Raw genomic sequence first — 19,174 nt, 5'->3', positions numbered from 1 at the left:
TTGCATCGCTGTTGGTCTCACTCAGCATGGGTGGCATCGCCGCAGTAGCAGGCGCGTCCGTGGTCTCTGCTCTCACCCTTGGGTCCAGCCTTTTCGTTGGGAGCATGACCGTCTTTCTTGTGGCACTCGCCTGGCTGAGTCCTCCAAACTCCTAAGCGGCCTTGAACGGGTACGTCAGCGTCGCGAAGGAAGCGCTGATCCAGATCAGCCCCCTCGCGGCCGGCATCCCCGAGGTTGCCAAAGACATCCAGGAACAGCTGACCGACCGAACCGTCACCTGGTGGACTCCTCAGCGCGGGACGGCTCCCATGCGCGTGACCCACCGGGGCGCTTTCCTCCATCGGATCGATCACACCCGTTGCGGCCAGAGCCGGCTTCCAGACGTAGGAGTTGAAGAAGTTCTGGTTGATCGCCTTCCGTTCGCGTCCCGTCACCAGGAGGCTGTACGACCTCGGGCGCCTGTGCTTGGCACCCAAGAGTCCGCCAGCGGCACAGGTCGTCCCGGGACAGCGCGACAGGTACGGGGCGAAGAGCTGCATGAGCCGTTCGCCGCCCCGGGCCACGCTTGTGGGCAGGGGAACGTCTCGGATCTCAGCGCGCGTACGGCCAGCACACGCCCGGGCGGCCGTGCCTCGACCCCGCCAGGTGTGGCGCTCGGCGGGGCAACTGCGCTGGTACGGCACGGATCACGTCCGAGGCGACGGCCTTCGAGCGCCGCTTGGAGAATCGTCTGGGACTTCTCTGGGACTTCCGGCCTAGTCAACAGGCACGAACATGAAGCAGCCGAAGGCTGGCCAACTTCGGTCGGAGCGGTGCGGGACGCGGCGGTCGGGCAGGTGGGCGAACCAGCGCGTCGGTAACTCGCAGGTGCGCGAACGAGGACCCTCCCACACGGCTGCGCACCACATGGTCGTTGACGGAAGCCCCACATGAGACTCAGAGGAAGATCGCGATCGGGTTCAGCGTCAGCTCCCCCCGCTCCTTGTTCCACGTCGGCACCTTGCCCAGGCAGCGGGCCTGGAACTCCCCGGTGAAGTACTCGGCGTTCTCGAAGCCCTCGCGGACACCGGGCGCTTCGCAGGTGATCCTCACCCGGGCGGCCGACTGCCCACTGCCGTACTGGGCGCGCAGCACGATGTCCCCATTGTCGGCTCGGTGGGCGGTGAACTGACCTGTGATCAGCAGGAACGCGGAAGCGACTCCAAGTGAGGTGAGCGTGACCCGGTTGTCGTCGCGCCGCTCGCGCAGGTTGTCGGCGAGAGCCCCGTTGGGTGCGACCTCGCCGGTGGTGAGGTCAGCGTGGACCAGAACGTCCTCCTTGCGCATGGTGTCCATGAGCAGCCGGATCACCTTGATCGGTGTCTCCTCGCGGATGTAGGCCGTCACGGTCTCCCTGGTGGCGGCGCGTCCTCCCCCGGCCGAGCCCCAGCCGAGCCTCGCCCACAGGCCCACGTGGGTGTCGACGTTGATCCGGTCGGCGACCTCCTGTTCAAGGGCCGCACTGAAGCCACCCTGCAGGTAGAGGCTCATGACCTGCTTCTCGTGCAGGAAGAAGCACATGCCGTGAACCGTACGCCCGCCGGTGCGGCTACGGTTCAGCCAGCCCAGGCGCAACAGCGCGTGCCGCGCCAGCAGGGCAAGGGAACCGGCCGTCACCACCCAGACGAGTAGCCACGGCCACCACAGGCTCCACCACTGACTGTCAATGACACCCACGGATCTCCTTGAACGCCTCGGTGAGGGAGAAGAGTCCGGCGTCGACCATGCGGCCTCCGGTCGCCTCGGCGGCACGCTGCAGGGCTGCCGCGTCGGCCTCTCCGAAATGGATGGGGAAGGTCGGCACCGCCTCGGCCGTACTGCCCCGCGTGAGGTGGCGGCGCAGGAACTCGGTTTAGGAGATGCCTGAGTTGTTCTCGCCGTCCGTCATCAGGACTACGGAGACCGGTCGTTCGGGCGCCTTCCTCACGGCGTCGGCTGCGATGGCGTAGCCGCGGTCGAGGGCCGACCAGACGGCGGTCTCGTCGTCGAGGCCGCCCTCGGCGACGATCCGGTCAAGGGTCGTGAGGTCGGCGTCGGAGCGCACCCTGACGGTGTGCTCCTGCAGCACCCGGCCGCCGAACCGTACGACGGTCAGCAGCTCCCCCCGGTAGAAGCGGGCGAACTTGCCGGTGGAGGTCTCATCGGCACCGCTGAGCCCGGCGAACGCGGAGCGCAGCTCGGCGATGCGTTCGCCGCGCATCGAGGTCGAGAAGTCCAACAGGAACACCACGTGGTCGGCAGTAGGGTGCTCCGGGTCACCGTAGTCGTCGACGAGTCGCTGGACGATGGCCAGCCGGTCGGGGAAGGACAGCGCGTTGCCGATGGGCGCGTGCAGCGGCTCGGACGGCTTGACGTCCTGGTTGACGGGCCGTCGATGGGTGCGCCGCATCAGCTTCGTCTGTACGTCGGTGCTCAGCAGCCAGTCGACGACCTTGGCGTACGCCTTGCGCTTGGCGGGATCGAGCAGCAGCAGCGGGAAGTCGGAGAGCACCATGCCGTCGTCGGGGTAGACCAGTTCCAGCGGCTCGGGCAGCTCGCCGCCGGTGTTGAGGGAGAGCAGTTCCGATTCGTGGGCGATCAGGGCGTCGGCGGCGTCCTGCCGGGTGACGTACTGCGCCAGGAGATCACGGGAGCTGGGGGCAGTGAGGGTCTGGCCGGAGCGGAAGCCGCGCAGCCGGTCGCAGGAGACATCCTCCTCGCGCAGGGCGCTGCCGGTGCCTGCCGCCGCGGTGGCGACGCCGACCAGTGCGGCGCGGCCGGTGTCGCTGTGGCGTGGGTCGGCCATGCCGAAGCGCACGGTGCCGTCGGCGGCGGCGTCGGCGATGTCCGCCCAGGAGATACGGCTGCCCGGATCGCGCGCACGGAGCTTCTTCGCTGCCCTGGGGGTCAGACCGACGACGACCGGGGAGCGCATGACGGGGGTGGACTCGGGCCGGGTGAGCGACCTACCGGAGTCCTGAAGGCGGAGCAGGTAGGAGCGGTCGGAGGCGGGCCATGCGAGGTCATGGGCGGGGTGCCCGGAGGGGGCGGGCTCGCCCGCGAGGTCGGCGGTCGCCCGGTACTCCATCTCCAGCTCGACCCCGGTGTCCTTCTCAAGCTCCGCCAGGAGGGGCTCCACGTCGACGAGTTCGGGGCTGGCGAGGACGCGGAGGGTGACGTGGTCGTCGTCGTTGCCGCAGCCGGAGGCGAGGCAACCGAGGAGGACGAGAGCGAGCGCGGCGCTCAGCGTGCGGCGGCGGCGGCGGCGGCTCACGGTGCCTCCGTGTCGGGCGGCGGGCAGTTGCCGACGTCGTTGATGATCTGCTCCAGAACGCTCAGGTCGGGCTCGTAGGACTTGGTCTGGTCGGAGTTGGGGATGGGGATCTGGATGCCGTTGTCGCGGAGGTAGGAGTTGAGGCGTTCGCTGGCGCTGGCCTTTCCGGAGAAGCGGACGCGGAAGCCCAGTTCCATCGCACGGTCGTGCAACTCCTGGTCCTGCTCGATGAGTTTGACGAGTCGGTCGCCCTTGTCGGTCAGGGAGATGAGCTGGGGCTCGGTGAGGGCGTAGGGCGATGGGTAGAGGAGAACGCGACCGGCGTCCTGCTCGTCGTGTTGCTTGTGGTGGGCGACCTGATGAGCCAGGAACTGGTGCTCGTAAATGAGGGAGACCGGCGCGATGCTCTCGCCGAGGTCGGAGAAGTAGCTGTCGGCCTGTTCGTCGGCCCACATGCCCTGGAGGTTGATCAGCGGCTTGATCTTCTCGGCGAGCGCGGTCACCGCGTCCCTCCCGGGCTTGGGACCGTCGGTGCTCTGGGTGCCCGGGGTGCTGTTGCCGTTGGCGACGAACGCGAGGAGGCTGAGGTAGGTGCCGGCGGCGTTGGATTCGCAGACGTTGGAGGTGCGCACCAGGACTCGACCGCTGTTGCTGTGCTCACCGGAGTTGTCGTAGCCGATGCCGTTCCAGGTGTCGGCGCCCTCGGGCACACCGTCACGGTCCTGGTCGGCATGGGTGCTGCCGTCGTGGACACCGTCGAGCAGGGTCATGAACGCCGGCATGTCGAGGTCGTAGTAGAGCGTGGGAGCTCCGCCCTGGGCTTGCTGCGCAGTGGCCACGCCCGCCTTGACCAGGGTCTCCGCGTAGTCGCGGAACGTGCCGAGGACCAGCGGGCTGACGAAGGGTCGGACCGAGCGAACCGAGCGGTTCTGCCGCTGGAAGATCAGCTTCGTCGCGGGCTGGCCGGACGGGAAGACGACGTCCAGGCCCGTCAGCGGGGTCGTGGCGTTGCCGCGGGAGCCGAGCCGGTGTATGTCGACGCGTATCCCGCGTCCGAGTAACAGCCGCTGTACCTCCGGGTCCTTGAAGTAGTCGGACTTGGAGCCCATACGTGCCTCCAAGGTGACGATACGTTCGAAGGGTCTGAGCGCGTTGCCCGTGACGAGCAGGGAGATCAGCCCCGCCAGGGCAAGCGGCGTGGCCAGGGCCACATGTCGTGGAACGCGGCGCCGCCTGACTCTTCGGGTGACGAGCCTCGGCTCCTGCATCGAGCTTGCACCGGCACCGGTCAACAGCCCTCCTACCACTCAAGGGGGCAGGATCATCATCGATCCCCTCGAACTCCACCCCTCCAAGTCCCCAACTCCATACATACGCAGGACAAATGCCAGGGGATCGCCAATAGTTCACCGCCGCCGCGACGGGAGCAGACTGCATCTCACACGGGGGTGGACACCAAGGCGAGCCCCTGAGCGGTGCCGCGCGGCGGGCGACCGCGCTCGGGGCCCGCCCAGGTGATGCGGACGGCCCCGTCCGCATCTGCCTGCGGAACCGCACCATCCGGCACACCATCCCGGAGAAGACCGACAGTGGGCAGCGCGCCTGCGCGAAGGCCCACGCGGCGGACGGCCACCCGTCTTCGACGAAGGGCGCTTCAAGAATCGCAGCACCGCTGAACCCGACCATCAACAGGCCCGAGCACGCCGGAGCCGTCGCCACCAGAGGCGACGAACGCGGCTACGGCCACCTCGGCATCCCCAACCGCGGCGGCGCCGGCCATCCGGCTCAGGATGAGAACCACGGCAAGACCAGACATTGAAGTGCTCTCCTCCCTTCGCAGGCTCAGGAAGGAGATTCCCGTCTACCTTGCGGTGACGGGCGTAGAGTGACCTGCCGAGATCACACCACGTCGAAAGAAGAGTCATGCCCCGCAGGACGGCGGCTGCTCTACGCCTGGACGCTGTCTGCCGGTCCCATCTCCGGGACTACCAGCGCCGGCCCTCCCTGTTCTCATCCCACACGCGCCGCCAGGCGGCCCGGTTCGAGGCCGAACGGGGTCTTCCCGTCCGGTCGCTCGAACACGCCGTCCATTGCTGGCGGGGCTTCGTTCGCCGGCCAGGACGGCCGCTCCACCTGCCCAGACCACACCTGCCCGGCTATGACATCTGGGACGACCGTCTCCTGCTAGAGCGGGCCATCGGCACTCTCGACAGACGAGCAGCCCGGGAAATCGCTTCGGTCGTCAGGGAAACCGACGCCGCCTTCCTGGCACGCACCCTGCCTGATCCGCACGCTCCAGATGCCTGGCCGTGGTGGCGTCGCAGATGCAAGGACCTGGGCGACATCATGCACGTTCCATCACAGGCGCATGATCGGCCGCACAGCTGCTAACTATGACTGCCCGGCGACGCAGGCCACCGCTGACCGCAGGACCGCCCTCACGGCTAATGAACTCAGTGCCTCGCGCTCCTGGCCCCTCCCCTTTCTAAGCCGGCGTCGGCGGCGTCCAGGGGGCTCCGCCACAGCAGGACCCGGCCCTCCAGCGGGGGCCCGGTCCACCCACTGGCCCCGCTCCTCGGGACTCCGTCAGCGACCGGCGTACGGCAGCAGGGCCATCTCGCGCGCGTTCTTGATGGCGGCGGCGAGAGCTCGCTGCTGTTGGGCCGTCACTCGGGTGACACGCCGGCTGCGGATCTTCCCCCGGTCAGAGATGAACCTCCGCAGGAGGGCGGTGTCCTTGTAGTCGACGTAGGTGATCCCGGCCGCGTCGAGCGGGTTGGGCCGGGACTTGAGGGGCTTGTGCGGAACGGGGCGTCGCGCCATGGCGGCTTCTCCTTGTATGAGCGTTTCAACCACGACCCCATCAGGCCGTGAGCACGTGGTGGTACGGGGCGTCAGGCGGCGTCGAGGAGGGAGTCGAAGGCGGCGGGCAGGTCCTTCCACGCCTCACGCCCCGGCAGGTACTCCGCGTCCGTCAACAGGCAGGAGTCGAGCAGTCGTTCCAGCCCCTCCCGGTCAAGGCCCGGGCTCGTGAAGACGAGGTGCTGGCAGCAGTCGCCATGCTCGGGATGCCAGTCGAGGGCCGCAGCGGCCCGACGCACCGGGGGGACCATCTCCCAGGCCGCGTCGGGCAGTGCGGCCAGCCATGGGCCAGCGTTCTCCACGCACAGCGCCCCACCCGCGGCGTCCCAGGCGAGCAGGGTGTCGGGGCGGTCGGCGAGCCAGAACCTGCCACGGCTGCGGGCCGCCGCGCAGCACAGGTCTTCCAACGCCTCATACAGACGCTCGGGGTGGAAGGGCCGTCGGCGGTGCCAGACCAGTGTGGTAACGCCAGCCTCGTCCGCTTCCTGGGGAAGGAGCGCACATGCCGGGTGCTGCGCGGCTGCCGCCGCCTCGACGTCGAAGCCGGCGAACGCGGCCCGGGCCAGTTCGACGGAGGCGGCCGGTATGCGTCGCGCGGTTGGGTGCAGTTGAGCCAGCAGCGCCCGGTCCTCGTCGTCGGCTTGCTCGCTGTCGACGAGCGCGAGGACAGGTGCGTACTCCAGTTGGCGGGCCCAGGTGTCGCTGACGGTCCGCTGGTCGGTGGGGGCGGCGGCGAGGCCGGCGGCGGCCAGGTCATCGCCGTTGGCGAGGCAGGGTAGGACGAGCGCGGGGTCCACGGCGGTGATCACGCCCGTGAGTGCCAATCGGCCGTCTCCGTGCCCGGCGACCACCTCCGCCATCGCCTTCGGTTCCACCGAGTCCCACAGCTCGACCACGGCGAGACGGGTCAGGCCGCCGTCCGCCAAGCGCTCCAGCTCCGGGACGAGGTCCTCGCGCATCGCGCAGCACGCACAGTCGTTGACCAGCGGAGTCTCACCGCGGGCGAGAAGGCCAAAGGCATCGCGGATCAGGCGGACCACGATGCCATCGAGCGCCGAGGACAGGTCGTGGTGAAGCGCCACACTCCCTGGAACGGTCCGCAGGAGCTGCTCGACGACCTCCCTCCGGGCCTCGGAGTGCATACCGGCAACGATCACGACGGGGAGTTGGTGCTCGTGGTTCATCAGCGGGCTCCGTAGCGGCGCTCGAACTTCTCGACGCGGCCGGCCGTGTCGAGAACGCGAGCCGTGCCCGTGTAGAAGGGGTGGCTCGCGCAGGAGATCTCCACGTCGACGACCGGGTAGCTGTTGCCGTCCTCCCATTCGACGGTCTTGTCGCTGGTCACGGTGGAGCGGGTGAGGAAGGCGGTGCCCGAGGCGGTGTCGCGGAAGACGACGGGGCCGTAGTCGGGGTGGATTCCGGGCTTCATGGCAGAACCTTTCGGCGTTGGGGCGGGGTTGCGGCGTGGTCAGCGCTCTTCACGGAAATCGACGTGGCGACGGGCGACGGGGTCGTACTTGCGCAGCACCAGCCGGTCGGGGTCGTTGCGCCGGTTCTTGCGGGTGACGTAGGTGAACCCGGTGCCCGCCGTGGAGCGGAGCTTGATGACCGGGCGGATCTCATTGCGTGCCATGAGGCTAGTATATGACACTGATTTTCATTACCAACAAGGCTCCATTTCGGGAGAGGAAGCAACACACATGCCTGGCCACTGCCAACTGACCGGCTCCAAGCCGGGATTCGGCAACAACATCTCCCACTCTCACCGGCGCACCCCACGCCGCTTCGACCCGAACATCCAGCACAAGCGCTACTGGCTGGCCAGCGAAGGGCGGCACGTCCGCCTGGCGCTGAGCACCAAGGCCATCAAGACGGTGGACGCGATCGGCATCGAGGCCGCCGTGGCCCGGATCCGCGCGCGAGGGGGGAAGGTCTAATGGCGAAGAAGAGCAAGATCGCACGGAACGAGAAGCGCAAGCAGATCGTCCAGCGCTACGCCGCCCGGCGGGCCGAACTCAAGGAGATCATCCGCCGACCTTCCTCCACGACCACCGAACGCGACACCGCACTCGCCGAGTTGCGCCGACAGCCGCGCGACGCCAGCGCCACCCGCGTGCGCAACCGCGACAGCGTGGACGGCCGCCCTCGGGGCCATCTGCGCAAGTTCGGGCTCTCCCGAGTACGGACGCGGCAGCAGGCGCACGCGGGATTCCTACCCGGGGTGACCAAGTCGTCCTGGTAGGCGGGCCCCACATCCGCAGGCACCCTGAGCCGAGTGGAGATTTATTGAAAACGATTACCGTTACTGGGTAAGGTCTGGTCCGTTCGTGTGTGGCACCTCCACGGCAAGTAGTCGGCCCTGAGAGGGGGACCCACACGGACGGACCAGACCCCCTCGCGACCCCCGCACCCACCCCCGCTGACCTGGAACCGGCCACAGCGGACCGTGACCCAGCACCCTTCACGCACCACGCACCACGCACCACGCACCACGCACCACGCACCACGCACCACGCGCCCGATCAAGGAGACCCACGATGGCCGTCCCCAAACGGAAGATGTCCCGCAGCAACACCCGCCACCGCCGGGCCCGATGGAAGGCGACCGCGCCCCAGCTGGTGCCGATCACCGTCGACGGTTTCGTCCACCAGGTCCCACGACATCTGGTGAAGGCGTACGAACGCGGGCTCCTGCACCCTGAACGCTGAGCACGCGAGGAGCTCGAAGGGCCACCCGCCGATGACCGTCCTGTCCGGTCCCCCCGGTGCGCGGCGGCCCTCGGCGTTCATACGGCGCCGAGCCCGGTGGAGGCGGCGACGCAGCCAACCGGGCATCCGCCCTCAGGGCCGTGGAGGAGTTCCTCGCGGCCGCCCCCTGGCCGCGTCGAACACCTGGTGAGGCTGCTCACCGACGACGCGGTCGCGATCTCCGACGGATCCGGCCTGACCCGGACGCCGCTGCGGTACACCAGCGCGCGGCGCATCGCCGCCGTCGCACGTGCCGGCTTCACAGCGGCACCCGCGAAACGACGGCCGACCGGAGGTCCGACCGCCATCCACCACGCCGTCGCCGACGGCGCCTCCGCCTTCCCCGTCGCGCTCGGGGACATGACCGTTGACTCCTTCACCTTCGACATCGCCGGTGGAAGGACTGCAACCATGCGCGGCATCGCCCCCCGCCTCATCCGTCTCACGCAGGGCTGGCGGCGACAAGAACCGGAAACACCGCTCATCGCCCCGTGGTGACCTGCCCACCGGGGGCGGGCTCGGGCCCGCCCCCGGTGGGCAGGTGTACCGGCGAGCCGGCACTCGGCCGGTTGTCGTTGCCGTTCGGTGGAACGCTCGGGATAGACTTGCAGAGTTCTGCAATTCGTAAGGTCACTCAACATCGACAGGGGGAGGCCGTGTGTCCCGGTTCGCGGAAGCAGCGCGAGAGCGGGTCCGGGTGGCGCGCGCACGCCTGGTGTCCGCCCAGGAAGCCGGTAACGCCACCGAGGAGGCCGAGGCCGCCGATGAGCTTGACGACGCCCTACGCAAAGCCCGTGAGTACGGCGTCGAGCCCGCTGAGGGACCGTGAAACGATGGGGGCCGCCCTCTCCGCAGACTTGCAGACGGAGCCCGCCAACGGCGGTCGCGGCAAGAGCGTGATCGTCCACTTGCCGGCGCAGCCGAGCCTGTGGCCCACCGGACGACGGAAGAAGGAGCCATGCAGATCATGAGGGTCGCCTCGACGCGGCGCGCGCGGACCGGCCGGGCCGGGATGCGGGCTGCCGTGCGGCCCGGGGTAACACGTCCGACCAAGCGGCGCACGAGCGGAGAGCGGTCGTGAGCGGCGAGAAGCACGAGTCGGACCGGGCCATGGACGAGAAGTGGAAGGAGAAGGGCGTGGCCCTTCGCGCCTTCTTCTACATCTTCGGCACACACCTGTTCGCCGGCTTCGTATGGCTGCTGTTCTACCTGGGCGAGCACGCCCAGAAGTAGTTCCGCCCTCGCGGCACCACACCTGGACGGCTCCCACGGAGTCCGGCCGCGGCGCCCGGCAGCGCTACTGGGCCGTGGCGCGCAGTCCGGCCAGGAGGTCAGCCTGACCTTGGAGGACACCGGTGAGGATGCCGCGGGCGACGCGGATGAGCTCGGCGAGGTCATCACCGGCCAGCCGGTAGTAGACGCTGGAGCCCTCACGGCGGGTGGCCACGAGGTTCGCCTTGCGCAAGACGGCGAGCTGCTGCGAAAGCGCGGCCGGCCCGACGCCGACCCCGGGCAGCATCTCGGCGACCGCGTACTCGCGGGTGCTGAGCAGTTCCAGGACACGGATGCGGACCGGGTGGCCGAGCGTTTTGAAGAACTCGGCCTTGAGCTGGTACGGCGGCGGACTCGACGGGGGTCTGCGACCAAGAGCCCCGGCCGTCTCGGCTGCACTGCCCCTTGGGACCATGACCCACCCATGACTTCCTCTTGGCGGGGCGATCCGAGGAGCCCCTGTCCTGCGCTACTTCGACCTCCACAATTGCAGATTCCTGCTACTTCTGGGCTGCGCCCCATGCGGGCAGCGTCTCGACCGGCCCACTCGCTCAGGGCACAGAGCCAGGATCGTGATGCGCCCATTGGCGGTAGCAGCAGAGCGAAATTCCCCTACAACCCCAATAGTGGGCATCAAGGACGCTTCGTGATCTAGGGACACCCATGGACCGATACCCGCCGATCGCTGACCACGGACTCATCGGCGACCTGCAGACCGCCGCCCTGGTGACCTCGCAGGGCGTGGTCAACTGGTTCGCCGCGCCCCGCTTCGACTCGCCCAGCGTCTTCGCCGCCTTGCTCGACCACGACCGCGGTGGGTACTTCCGGCTCGCGTCCCGGGATCCGCAGGCCAGTTGCAGGCAGCTCTACTACCCGGACACCGCGATCCTCGTCACACGGTTCATGTCACCCGACGGCGTCGGCGAGGTGCTCGACTGGATGCCGCCGAACGCCAGCCGAACGGCGAGCGACGAGCACACCCTGATCCGGTTGGTGCGCACCGTGCGGGGCACCGTCCAGTTCGATCTGGAGTGCCGCCCGCGGTTCGACTACGGCCGGGCCACCCACACGCTCGACCTACGGCCCGACGTCGCCGTCTTCCGGGCGCCTGAGGTGACCGCATACCTCCAGAGCACCTTCCCGCTGGAGCGGGACGGAGACGACCTGCGCGGCTCGGTCACACTGAGCGTCGGCGAAGCGGCGGCGGCCGTCTTCACCGTCTGTGGGAGCGCAGGCAAAGCACCCGCCCCACCGACCGCTGAGGGGATCACCCAACGCCTCTGGGAGGTGGCGGACTTCTGGCAGAACTGGGTGCGGGGCTCCAACTACCGTGGCCGCTGGCCCGATATGGTCAACCGCTCCGCCATCACCCTCAAGCTGCTCACTTACGCCCCCACGGGCGCCCCGGTCGCCGCCGCCACCATGGGCCTGCCCGAACAGGTCGGCGGCGAGCGCAACTGGGACTACCGCTACACCTGGGTGCGCGACGGATCACTCTCCGTCCGGTCGATGCTCGACCTCGGGTTCGTCGAGGAAGCCACTCAATTCGTCCACTGGCTGGGAAACCGACTCCACGAGGCGCAGGGCAGAGGCGGCGAACCGCTCCAGATCATGTACCGGGTCGACGGGGAGCCGCTGCTGGGCGAGGAAGTCCTCGACCACCTGGAGGGCTATCGGGGCTCGGCACCGGTCCGGCTCGGCAACGCCGCTGCCCAACAGTTGCAGTTGGACATCTACGGCGAGGTGTTGTACGCCTTGTCGGAGGGACGGGAGATCGCCGTGCAGTCGGGCTACTGGGGCTGGAAGACCCTTTCCCGCACCCTGGACTGGCTGGCTGACTCCTGGGACCGCCCCGACGAGGGCATCTGGGAAACGCGCGGCGGGCGCAAGGACTTCACCTACAGCCGCGTGATGTGCTGGGCGGCCTTCGACCGTGGCCTGAAGCTGGCTTCGGACTTCAGCCGGCCCGCGGACACGCACCGCTGGACCACTGCCCGAGACGCCATCTTGGAGCAGGTGATGGAGCGTGGTTGGAGCAAGTCGAACCGGGCCTACGTACAGCACTTCGGCGGGGAGAACGACGTCCTGGACGCCTCCCTGCTCCTGATGCCCCGGGTGGGATTCGTCGCGCCTCGGGACCCTTCGTGGCTCTCCACCCTGGACGCGATGGACCGCGCTCTGGTCTCCGACAGCCTCGTCTACCGCTACGACTCGGCCGCCTCGCCCGACGGTCTGCGTGGCTCGGAGGGCACCTTCAGTCTCTGCACCTTCCTATACGTGGACGCGCTGGCCCGGGCCGGACGACTGCGCCCGGCCCGCTACACCTTCGAGAAGATGCACACCTACGCCAACCATGTCGGCCTGTTCGCCGAGGAGGTGGGCCCGAGCGGGGAACAACTAGGCAACTTCCCACAGGCGTTCACCCACCTGTCGCTCATCATGGCGGCCAGCACGCTGGACGAGGCACTGGATCGGCAGCGTGGCTGACATGCCTGAAGCAGCAGCGCCCTTGGGAGAATCCAGCCGTTCGAAGCGGCAACAGCCACAGAGCCGATCCGACTTCGAAGAGCTCTACCGGCGGCTCCAGCGAATGGGGACCGGTGACGCACAGGGCGCCCTGGCCTCCCTCACCGCCCAGCACGTCCGGACGGCTGCGGGCGAGGTCCGCCTCGGCCGGGCGGTGACGATGGCCGCCCCGATCGAAACCCACACCGCCCCCGACGATCCGCAACCGGCGGACCATCGGATGACAGGCCCTTCGCCGAGCGAGGCGCAGGAGGGTGGGGTGCACTTCGCCACCGACCGCTTCGGCATGAACGTGCACGGCGATGCGAACAGTCACCTCGATGCGCTCTGCCACGTCGTGTACGACGGCACCCTGCACGGCGGGGTGCCCGCCACCACGCTCACGTCAAAGGGGGCGAGAAGGCTGTCCGTGGACCTGGCCGGGAACGGGATCGCGGGCCGAGGGGTCCTGCTCGACATCCCGCGGCTGCGCGGAGTGCGGTGGCTCGAACCGGGAGAGTACGTCGACGCGGACGAACTGCTGGCGGCTGAACGGAGTCAGGGCGTGCGAGTGGGCGCGGGAGACCTGTTGTTCGTCCGGTTCGGCCACCGCCGGCGCCGGAACGAGGTAGGTCCCTGGGACGTCGCCCGTACCCGTGCCGGACTGCACCCGACGGCCATGGAGTTCCTCGCCGAACGCGCGGTGGCCGTCCTGGGGAGCGACAGCAACAATGACGCCGCACCGAGCCTCACCGAGGGGGTCGACTTCCCCGTGCACGTACTGGGTGTACACGCCCTCGGGATGCACCTCCTGGACTATCTGCAGTTCGAGGATCTGGTGCCGCTGTGCGAACAGGAGGGTCGCTGGTCGTTCCTCTGCGTGGTCGCACCGCTGCGGCTGCCGCAGGCCACCGGCTCACCCGTGAACCCCGTCGCGGTCCTTTGACCTGAAGGGCCCTCGACGGACACCCCACCCACGAACCCAAGGTGGTCCCCATGGGCGACGATCAGCACTACGACGTCATCATCATCGGTACCGGTGCGGGAGGCGGCACCCTGGCGCACCGCCTCGCTCCCACCGGCAAGCGCATCCTGATCCTCGAACGCGGCGGATACCTCCCCCGTGAACGGGACAACTGGGAGTCCTCCGCGGTCTTCGTCAGGGGCAAGTACCGAGCCCCCGAGTGCTGGTACGACAAACACGGCGAGCGGTTCCCGCCCGAGGTCAACTACTACGTCGGTGGGAACACCAAGTTCTACGGCGCGGCTCTGTTCAGGCTGCGCCCGCAGGACTTCGACGAGTTGCGCCACCATGGCGGTATCTCGCCATCCTGGCCCCTGCGTTACACGGACTTCGAGCCGTACTACACACAGGCCGAGCACCTCTATCGGGTGCACGGCGAGCACGGCGAGGACCCGAGCGAGGGACCGGTCAGCTCCCAGTACGCCTACCCACCCGTCCAGCACGAACCGCGGATCCAGCAGCTCAGCGACGACCTGTGCCGGCAGGGCCTGCATCCCTTCCATCTCCCCATCGGCGTGAACCTCATCCAGGATCCCCAAGGGCGTGCGAGCCATGAGAGCGTGTGCATCCGGTGCGACCGGGTGGACGGGTTCCCCTGTCTGGTCGGTGGTAAGTCGGACTCCCAGGTGATCTGCGTGGACCCCGCCCTCCAGCACGACAACGTCCGTATGGTCACCGGTGCCCACGTGCGAAGGCTTCGGACCGACAGCGGTGGGCGCTCCATCAGCGAGGTGGTCGCGGAGTTGGAGGACGGCTCCGAGGTGCGGTTCGGTGGGGACATCGTCGTGGTCTCCTGTGGGGCGGTGAACTCCGCCGCCCTGCTGCTGCGTTCCGCGAACGAGCACCACCCCGGCGGCCTGGCCAACGGCTCCGACGTGGTGGGTCGCCACTACATGCGCCACAACAACCTCGCCCTGATGGCGGTTTCGAAGGAGCCGAACGAAACCCGGTTCCAGAAGACCCTCGCACTGCACGACTGGTACCTGGGCGCGGACGACTGGGACTTTCCGCTCGGCGGCATCCAGATGCTGGGCAAGTCCGACGCCGACCAGATCAGGGGTGAGGCGCCGCGCTGGGCGGGACTGGCGTCGCCCGACATGCCGTTCGAGGTGTTGGCCCACCACGCGGTGGACTTCTGGCTCTGTGGCGAGGACCTGCCCCGGCCGGAGAACCGCGTGACCCTGGACGCGAACGGGGACATCCACCTGGCTCTGGACGAGAAGAACAACATCGAAGGACTGGGCCGGCTAAGGCACAAGCTGCAGGGGATGTTGAGCAGGCTCGGGATGCACCCGCACCACCTACTACCGCACAGCATCTACCTGCACAAGGGGATGCCGATCGGAGCCACCGCCCATCAGGCCGGCACCGTAAGGTTCGGATTGGACCCGGCCGCCTCTGCTCTCGATATCAACTGCAAGGCGCACGAGTTGGACAACCTCTACGTCGTGGACACCAGCTTCTTCCCGAGCATCGGCGCCGTCAATCCGTCCCTCACCGCCATCGCCAACGCGTTGCGCGTGGGTGACCACATCGCCGAACGCATCCGCTGAGCACCCCGGGTGCGGACCGTTCGCGGCCCCGGCGCCCGAGCGGTGCGGCCCGCGTGGAAGCCCGCGGTCACTGTTCGCCCTCCTCCTCGGGAAGCGTCTCCAACACCCCATGGGTGTCGAGGCGGTACAGCACGACCAGGGCGGGCCCGATCAGTACGAGCGCGACGGCCGCCACGATCAACATCCACTGCAACGGCGCGCTCGCACCGGCGGCCTGCTGCACGGTCAACGAGGTGGGCACCAGGTAGGGACGCTGGGCGAACCCCCATGCGGCGACCAGCAGCGCCACCGCCGCCACCGAGGAGTATCTCGCCCATCCGGCAGCGTCCCCGGCGACCAGGACGGCGGTGACCGCCACCGCCGCCACCGCGAGGAGGACCAAGGCGAGCCCGGCGCCGTGGGTGAGTCCGTGATGGACGTACGTGGCGTGCGGGTCGGTCACGCTCAGGCCGATCACTCCGACGATCAGCAGGGCCGCGCACCCGGCCCAGGCCCTCCGTCGGAAGTAGCCGACCAGATCTGGTGCCTCGAAGCGGCGGGCGTCCACGGTCAAGAACACCGCTCCGAGGAAGGCGGTGGCCGCAACGGCCGCGAGCCCGCCCATGATCGAAGTGGTGTTGGCCCAGGCGTCAGCCGAGGCGGTGGTTCCCGGTGCGACCCGGCCGGAAGCCACTCCGCCGACGGCCGCGCCCAGGAAGAACGGCGTGAGGAGCGAGGAAACGGCGAAGGCTGCACCGTAGATCCGGCGCTTGGCCAGACGGCGGGTGGGCTTTCGAAGGGCGAAGCCGGCCCCACGCAACACCATCCCGACGGCTGCCAGCGCAAGTGGGAGCCACAGGGCGGTGAACACCGTCTGGAAGAACACCGGGAAGCCGGTCCACATCAGGACCAGCACGAAGATCAGCCAGACGTTGTTGACCTCCCACACGGGCGCCATGGCGTGATCGATCAACCAGCGTGCCCTCTTGCCGCGTTCGGCGCCGCCTGCCACCAGGTCCCAGAACCCGGCCCCGTAGTCCACGCCGCCACCGCAGGCATAGGCCGCGACCGCCAGCAGCAGGATCCAGGCGACGATGTTCGCGGTCACGACTGCTCTCCGGGTGTTCGGCCGCCGCCCGCGGCGCCGGCGGGCTCCGAACGCGGACCGTAGGGGGTGTCCGTTTCCGGGTTGTCGGCGAGTGCCCGCGCGGAACCGGAGTCGGCGAGCCGCCAGCGGGTCCGCATCTTGAGCAGGACGCCAAGGAAGGCGCCGAAGACCAACAGGTAGACCACGATGACCACCCCGAACATGGCCCACAGCGAGGAGGCCGAGGTGGGCGTAACCGCCTCGGAGACCCGCATGTTCTGGTAGACGATCCAGGGTTGGCGACCCACCTCCGTGGTGACCCAGCCGCATTCCACCGTCACCACGCTCGCCACGCCGGCGAGGGCCGCGCACCGGAAGAACCATCGGGATTTCGGCAGGTCACGGCGCCTCCACCAACACCAGCCGTACCAGAGTGCCAGCAGGATCAGCGCGCTGCCGAGGAGGGCCATGATGTCGAAGGCCCAGTGCACGATGTTCGCCTGGGCGACGGTGGGCCGGTCAGCTGCAGGCACCGAGGTCAGTCCGGTGACCTCGGTGTCGGGGCTGAACCCAGCCAGGATGGAGTCGAGTTGCGGAATCCTGAGGCCGCCCTTGACGCTGCCGTCCTCCTGTAGCCGGCCGAACATGTACTCCGGTACATGGGTGTCGGTCTCCCAGACCAATTCGGCTGCGGCGAACTTCACGGGCTGCTTCTGGAAGATCTGCCGGGTGATGTTGTCACCCAGGAAGAACTGCACGGGAGTGAGGACCGCCGCCACCGTGAAGGGAATGGTGAACCCGAGGCGGTGGTAGCGGTCACGGCGTCCGCGCAGCCAACCGACCGCGTAGACGCCGGCCACGAGGTAGCCGGCGGTGAGGAACATCGCGACGACGAAGTGCCAGTACTGCGGTCCGAACATCGGTGTGAAGATGGCCTGTTGGACGTTGATGCCCACGGGAGTACCGCTGGAATCGAGGGTGAACCCCTGTGGGGTGTTCATCCACGAGTTGGCGGCGATGATGCCGAACGCCCCCATCAGGGCTGCCAATGGCAGAGGCAGGCCGAGCCAGAAGTGCGTTCTCGGCTTCAGACGGCGCCACCCGTAGAGGTAGATGGCGATCAGGATGGCCTCAAGGAAGAAGGCCCAGGACTCGATTCCGAACCCGAGTCCGAACACGTCGCCCCAGCGGCCCATAAGGCCCGGCCAGAGAAGTCCGAACTCGAAGGACAGCACGGTTCCGGTGACGATGCCCACGGCGAACTGTACGGCCATGACCGCTGACCAGCGGCGAGCCAGCAATAGGGCTACGGGGTCGCCCTTGCGTAGCCCCCGGTAGTGCATGACGAGGGTGATGAACGGCAATGCCACCCCCATCGGCACCAGCAGGATGTGACAGGCCAGGGTGAAGGCCATCATTTCGCGGGCGGGCAGCAGTTGGGCGGGGGCTTCCGCCAGGAGGACCACCATGGTGTTCATCGGGACCCCCCTGGTTCCGTCCCGGAGCCCACCGGGTCGGCCGACGAGCCGGCCCACGGCCCCTGCGGGGCGGCGGAGGACTTCCGAGCCGTCGAGACGAAGGCGCGCTCACGTCGCGAGCCGGAGGCGAAGACCACCGCCCAACTGAGCAGAGCGCCGGCCCGGCTGCGGAAGCCGGTGAGGAAGACGATGTGGATGCACAACCAGACGAGCCATCCGACCAGCCCGGAGGCGTGGAAGCGGCCCATCTTCACGACAGCGTTCCCCCGGGAGATGTAGGCCGCGCTGCCCAGGTCCAGATAGCGAAAAGGTCGCGGCCTGGCGGTTCTGCCCTCGATCGCGTGGCGGATCCGCCGGCCCGCGTAGGCCCCGCTCTGCATGGCGACCTCGGCAAGCCCGGGCAAATCGTCCAGACTCATCAGATCGCCGACCACTCGGATCTCCGGATGGTCGGCGATGGTCAGGTCGGGCTCGACCTTGATACGTCCCACCCGGTCCTGCTCGGCACCGGTCGCCCTGGCCAGGGCGGTCGCCAGCGGTGGCGCCTCCACTCCGGCGGTCCACAGCACCGTGCGCGCCCGCACCTGCTCAACGCTGCCGTCCTTGCGCCGTACGGTCAGCCCCTGGGCGTCCACGTCGGTGACGATCGAGTCCAGGTGGATCTCAACCCCGAGGTCCTTCAGCGTTCGGGCGGCCCGGCGAGAGAGCACCGGACCGAAAGCACCCAGTACGGCTGCCGATCCGTCGAAGAGCAGCACCCGGGCCTGGCTCGGGTCGATCGTGGAGAACTCCCGGTCGAGGGTGTGGCTGGCGATCTCCCGGATCTGCCCGGCGAGTTCGACGCCGGTGGGGCCACCGCCCACGAGCGCGAAGGTAAGCCACTGCGCGCGTTCTCTTGGGTCGCTGCTGGCCTCGGCCATCTCGAACGCCCGGAACAGCTTGGCCCGTACGGCCAGCGCGTCCGACAGCGTCTTCATGCCCGTGGCGTGCCGGGCGAACTCGTCGTGCCCGAAGTAGGACTGCCGCACGCCGACTCCCACGATCAGATCGTCGTAGGGCAGCTCCAGCTGGCCGCCGTCCGGGCGCTCGGCGTGGACGATCCGTCGGGCCACGTCCACGTCGGTGGCCGTGGCGAGCAGGCACCGCACGTGGGGACGGCGCCGTAGGACGGCTCGCAGCGGCTGGGCGATCTGCCCCTCGGAGAGGATGCCTGAGGCGCACTGGTAGAGGAGGGGCTGGAAGAGGTGGTGGGCGCAGCGGTCGACGAGGGTCACTTCCACCGGGGCGCTGCGCAGCGCCCGTACTGCGAAGAGGCCGGCGAAGCCGCCACCGACGATCACCACCCGGCGGGGTGTCACGTGGTCTTCCACGGTCC

22 protein-coding genes are annotated in these 19,174 nt (G+C 68.6%); 9 read left to right on the top strand and 13 right to left on the bottom strand.

Annotated elements, in window-relative coordinates:
* Positions 1–17 precede the first annotated feature (17 nt).
* The 9 genes from ACFYMC_RS03980 to rpmG form a co-directional block, all read right to left on the bottom strand.
* Positions 18–434, bottom strand: a complete 417-nt coding sequence (locus ACFYMC_RS03980; RefSeq protein ID WP_388518395.1) for a hypothetical protein — start codon at positions 432–434, stop codon at positions 18–20.
* A gap of 502 nt (positions 435–936) precedes the next feature.
* Positions 937–1,716, bottom strand: coding sequence for a hypothetical protein (locus ACFYMC_RS03975; protein ID WP_388518392.1), 780 nt, complete (start codon positions 1,714–1,716; stop codon positions 937–939).
* The gene (locus ACFYMC_RS03970; protein ID WP_388518389.1) at positions 1,703–1,843 is read right to left on the bottom strand and encodes a hypothetical protein; all 141 of its coding nucleotides are present in this window, start codon (positions 1,841–1,843) and stop codon (positions 1,703–1,705) included. The genes ACFYMC_RS03975 and ACFYMC_RS03970 overlap by 14 nt, the downstream gene beginning before the upstream one ends.
* 48 nt (positions 1,844–1,891) lie before the next feature.
* Complete coding sequence (locus ACFYMC_RS03965; RefSeq protein ID WP_388518386.1) at positions 1,892–3,292, bottom strand: substrate-binding domain-containing protein; 1,401 nt, start codon at positions 3,290–3,292, stop codon at positions 1,892–1,894.
* The gene (locus ACFYMC_RS03960) at positions 3,289–4,584 is read right to left on the bottom strand and encodes a hypothetical protein (protein ID WP_388518383.1); all 1,296 of its coding nucleotides are present in this window, start codon (positions 4,582–4,584) and stop codon (positions 3,289–3,291) included. Before ACFYMC_RS03960 ends, ACFYMC_RS03965 begins: the two co-directional genes overlap by 4 nt.
* Before the next feature lie 1,294 nt (positions 4,585–5,878).
* Positions 5,879–6,115: a 30S ribosomal protein S18 gene (gene rpsR, locus ACFYMC_RS03955; protein ID WP_388518381.1), complete on the bottom strand. Its 237-nt coding sequence runs from the start codon at positions 6,113–6,115 to the stop codon at positions 5,879–5,881.
* Between the two features lie 71 nt (positions 6,116–6,186).
* Complete coding sequence (locus tag ACFYMC_RS03950) at positions 6,187–7,338, bottom strand: CobW family GTP-binding protein (RefSeq protein WP_388518379.1); 1,152 nt, start codon at positions 7,336–7,338, stop codon at positions 6,187–6,189.
* Positions 7,338–7,583: a type B 50S ribosomal protein L31 gene (locus ACFYMC_RS03945; RefSeq protein ID WP_388518376.1), complete on the bottom strand. Its 246-nt coding sequence runs from the start codon at positions 7,581–7,583 to the stop codon at positions 7,338–7,340. The genes ACFYMC_RS03950 and ACFYMC_RS03945 overlap by 1 nt, the downstream gene beginning before the upstream one ends.
* A 39-nt stretch (positions 7,584–7,622) precedes the next feature.
* A complete protein-coding gene (rpmG, locus tag ACFYMC_RS03940) occupies positions 7,623–7,787 on the bottom strand; it encodes a 50S ribosomal protein L33 (RefSeq protein WP_150529996.1) in 165 nt (54 codons plus the stop codon).
* A 67-nt stretch (positions 7,788–7,854) separates the two neighbouring features.
* Here rpmG and rpmB point away from each other — a divergent pair, with 67 nt between their 5' ends.
* The 6 genes from rpmB to ACFYMC_RS03910 all read left to right on the top strand — a co-directional run bounded on the left by rpmB (position 7,855) and on the right by ACFYMC_RS03910 (position 10,134).
* Entirely contained in the window at positions 7,855–8,091 is a 237-nt protein-coding gene (gene rpmB / locus ACFYMC_RS03935; protein ID WP_388518372.1) for a 50S ribosomal protein L28, read from the top strand.
* Positions 8,091–8,396, top strand: coding sequence for a 30S ribosomal protein S14 (gene rpsN / locus ACFYMC_RS03930; RefSeq protein WP_388518369.1), 306 nt, complete (start codon positions 8,091–8,093; stop codon positions 8,394–8,396). Before rpmB ends, rpsN begins: the two co-directional genes overlap by 1 nt.
* A gap of 295 nt (positions 8,397–8,691) precedes the next feature.
* A complete protein-coding gene (gene rpmF, locus ACFYMC_RS03925) occupies positions 8,692–8,862 on the top strand; it encodes a 50S ribosomal protein L32 (protein ID WP_388518366.1) in 171 nt (56 codons plus the stop codon).
* A 186-nt stretch (positions 8,863–9,048) separates the two neighbouring features.
* Positions 9,049–9,399 carry a hypothetical protein gene (locus ACFYMC_RS03920; RefSeq protein ID WP_388518363.1) on the top strand — a complete coding sequence of 117 codons (351 nt, stop codon included), beginning with the start codon at positions 9,049–9,051 and terminating at the stop codon, positions 9,397–9,399.
* Positions 9,400–9,559: 160 nt separating this feature from the next.
* Positions 9,560–9,730: a hypothetical protein gene (locus ACFYMC_RS03915; RefSeq protein ID WP_388518360.1), complete on the top strand. Its 171-nt coding sequence runs from the start codon at positions 9,560–9,562 to the stop codon at positions 9,728–9,730.
* A 281-nt stretch (positions 9,731–10,011) separates the two neighbouring features.
* Positions 10,012–10,134: a DUF6126 family protein gene (locus tag ACFYMC_RS03910; protein WP_388518631.1), complete on the top strand. Its 123-nt coding sequence runs from the start codon at positions 10,012–10,014 to the stop codon at positions 10,132–10,134.
* Between the two features lie 64 nt (positions 10,135–10,198).
* On the opposite strand, the gene ACFYMC_RS03905 is transcribed toward ACFYMC_RS03910, so the two are convergent.
* Positions 10,199–10,588, bottom strand: a complete 390-nt coding sequence (locus ACFYMC_RS03905) for an ArsR/SmtB family transcription factor (RefSeq protein ID WP_388518358.1) — start codon at positions 10,586–10,588, stop codon at positions 10,199–10,201.
* 248 nt (positions 10,589–10,836) lie between these two features.
* Between ACFYMC_RS03905 and ACFYMC_RS03900 the strand changes: the two genes are divergently transcribed.
* From ACFYMC_RS03900 to ACFYMC_RS03890, 3 genes are read left to right on the top strand one after another with little or no spacing between them, the layout of a single operon-like run.
* A complete protein-coding gene (locus ACFYMC_RS03900) occupies positions 10,837–12,660 on the top strand; it encodes a glycoside hydrolase family 15 protein (RefSeq protein WP_388518356.1) in 1,824 nt (607 codons plus the stop codon).
* A 1-nt stretch (position 12,661) separates the two neighbouring features.
* Positions 12,662–13,624: a cyclase family protein gene (locus ACFYMC_RS03895; RefSeq protein WP_388518353.1), complete on the top strand. Its 963-nt coding sequence runs from the start codon at positions 12,662–12,664 to the stop codon at positions 13,622–13,624.
* 50 nt (positions 13,625–13,674) lie between these two features.
* On the top strand, positions 13,675–15,255 hold the full coding sequence (locus ACFYMC_RS03890; protein ID WP_388518350.1) for a GMC oxidoreductase: 1,581 nt from the start codon (positions 13,675–13,677) through the stop codon (positions 15,253–15,255).
* Positions 15,256–15,322: 67 nt separating this feature from the next.
* Here ACFYMC_RS03890 and ACFYMC_RS03885 read toward each other — a convergent pair whose 3' ends face one another.
* The 3 genes from ACFYMC_RS03885 to ACFYMC_RS03875 are packed head-to-tail and all read right to left on the bottom strand — an operon-like array spanning position 15,323 to position 19,157.
* A complete protein-coding gene (locus ACFYMC_RS03885) occupies positions 15,323–16,342 on the bottom strand; it encodes a cytochrome d ubiquinol oxidase subunit II (RefSeq protein ID WP_388518347.1) in 1,020 nt (339 codons plus the stop codon).
* Positions 16,339–17,799 (bottom strand): cytochrome ubiquinol oxidase subunit I, encoded by a 1,461-nt coding sequence (locus ACFYMC_RS03880; RefSeq protein WP_388518344.1) that lies wholly within the window; start codon positions 17,797–17,799, stop codon positions 16,339–16,341. The genes ACFYMC_RS03885 and ACFYMC_RS03880 overlap by 4 nt, the downstream gene beginning before the upstream one ends.
* Positions 17,796–19,157: an NAD(P)/FAD-dependent oxidoreductase gene (locus tag ACFYMC_RS03875; RefSeq protein ID WP_388518341.1), complete on the bottom strand. Its 1,362-nt coding sequence runs from the start codon at positions 19,155–19,157 to the stop codon at positions 17,796–17,798. Before ACFYMC_RS03875 ends, ACFYMC_RS03880 begins: the two co-directional genes overlap by 4 nt.
* Positions 19,158–19,174: the final 17 nt, after the last annotated feature.

This window comes from Streptomyces sp. NPDC006879 (genome assembly GCF_042869595.1).
Taxonomy (GTDB): Bacteria; Actinomycetota; Actinomycetes; order Streptomycetales; family Streptomycetaceae; genus Streptomyces.
Note: the sequence above shows the minus strand (reverse complement) of the source record. Positions and strands in the feature narration are given on the sequence as shown.

What these genes read in the sequence shown, in the direction of transcription:
- rpmF (WP_388518366.1), top strand. Translation starts at nt 8,692, where the DNA reads ATGGCCGTCCCCAAACGGAAGATGTCCCGCAGCAACACCCGCCACCGC.
- rpmG (WP_150529996.1), bottom strand. Translation starts at nt 7,787, where the DNA reads ATGGCACGCAATGAGATCCGCCCGGTCATCAAGCTCCGCTCCACGGCG.
- ACFYMC_RS03895 (WP_388518353.1), top strand. Translation starts at nt 12,662, where the DNA reads ATGCCTGAAGCAGCAGCGCCCTTGGGAGAATCCAGCCGTTCGAAGCGG.
- ACFYMC_RS03890 (WP_388518350.1), top strand. Translation starts at nt 13,675, where the DNA reads ATGGGCGACGATCAGCACTACGACGTCATCATCATCGGTACCGGTGCG.
- ACFYMC_RS03945 (WP_388518376.1), bottom strand. Translation starts at nt 7,583, where the DNA reads ATGAAGCCCGGAATCCACCCCGACTACGGCCCCGTCGTCTTCCGCGAC.
- rpmB (WP_388518372.1), top strand. Translation starts at nt 7,855, where the DNA reads ATGCCTGGCCACTGCCAACTGACCGGCTCCAAGCCGGGATTCGGCAAC.
- rpsN (WP_388518369.1), top strand. Translation starts at nt 8,091, where the DNA reads ATGGCGAAGAAGAGCAAGATCGCACGGAACGAGAAGCGCAAGCAGATC.
- ACFYMC_RS03910 (WP_388518631.1), top strand. Translation starts at nt 10,012, where the DNA reads ATGGACGAGAAGTGGAAGGAGAAGGGCGTGGCCCTTCGCGCCTTCTTC.
- ACFYMC_RS03905 (WP_388518358.1), bottom strand. Translation starts at nt 10,588, where the DNA reads ATGGTCCCAAGGGGCAGTGCAGCCGAGACGGCCGGGGCTCTTGGTCGC.
- rpsR (WP_388518381.1), bottom strand. Translation starts at nt 6,115, where the DNA reads ATGGCGCGACGCCCCGTTCCGCACAAGCCCCTCAAGTCCCGGCCCAAC.
- ACFYMC_RS03950 (WP_388518379.1), bottom strand. Translation starts at nt 7,338, where the DNA reads ATGAACCACGAGCACCAACTCCCCGTCGTGATCGTTGCCGGTATGCAC.
- ACFYMC_RS03900 (WP_388518356.1), top strand. Translation starts at nt 10,837, where the DNA reads ATGGACCGATACCCGCCGATCGCTGACCACGGACTCATCGGCGACCTG.
- ACFYMC_RS03880 (WP_388518344.1), bottom strand. Translation starts at nt 17,799, where the DNA reads ATGAACACCATGGTGGTCCTCCTGGCGGAAGCCCCCGCCCAACTGCTG.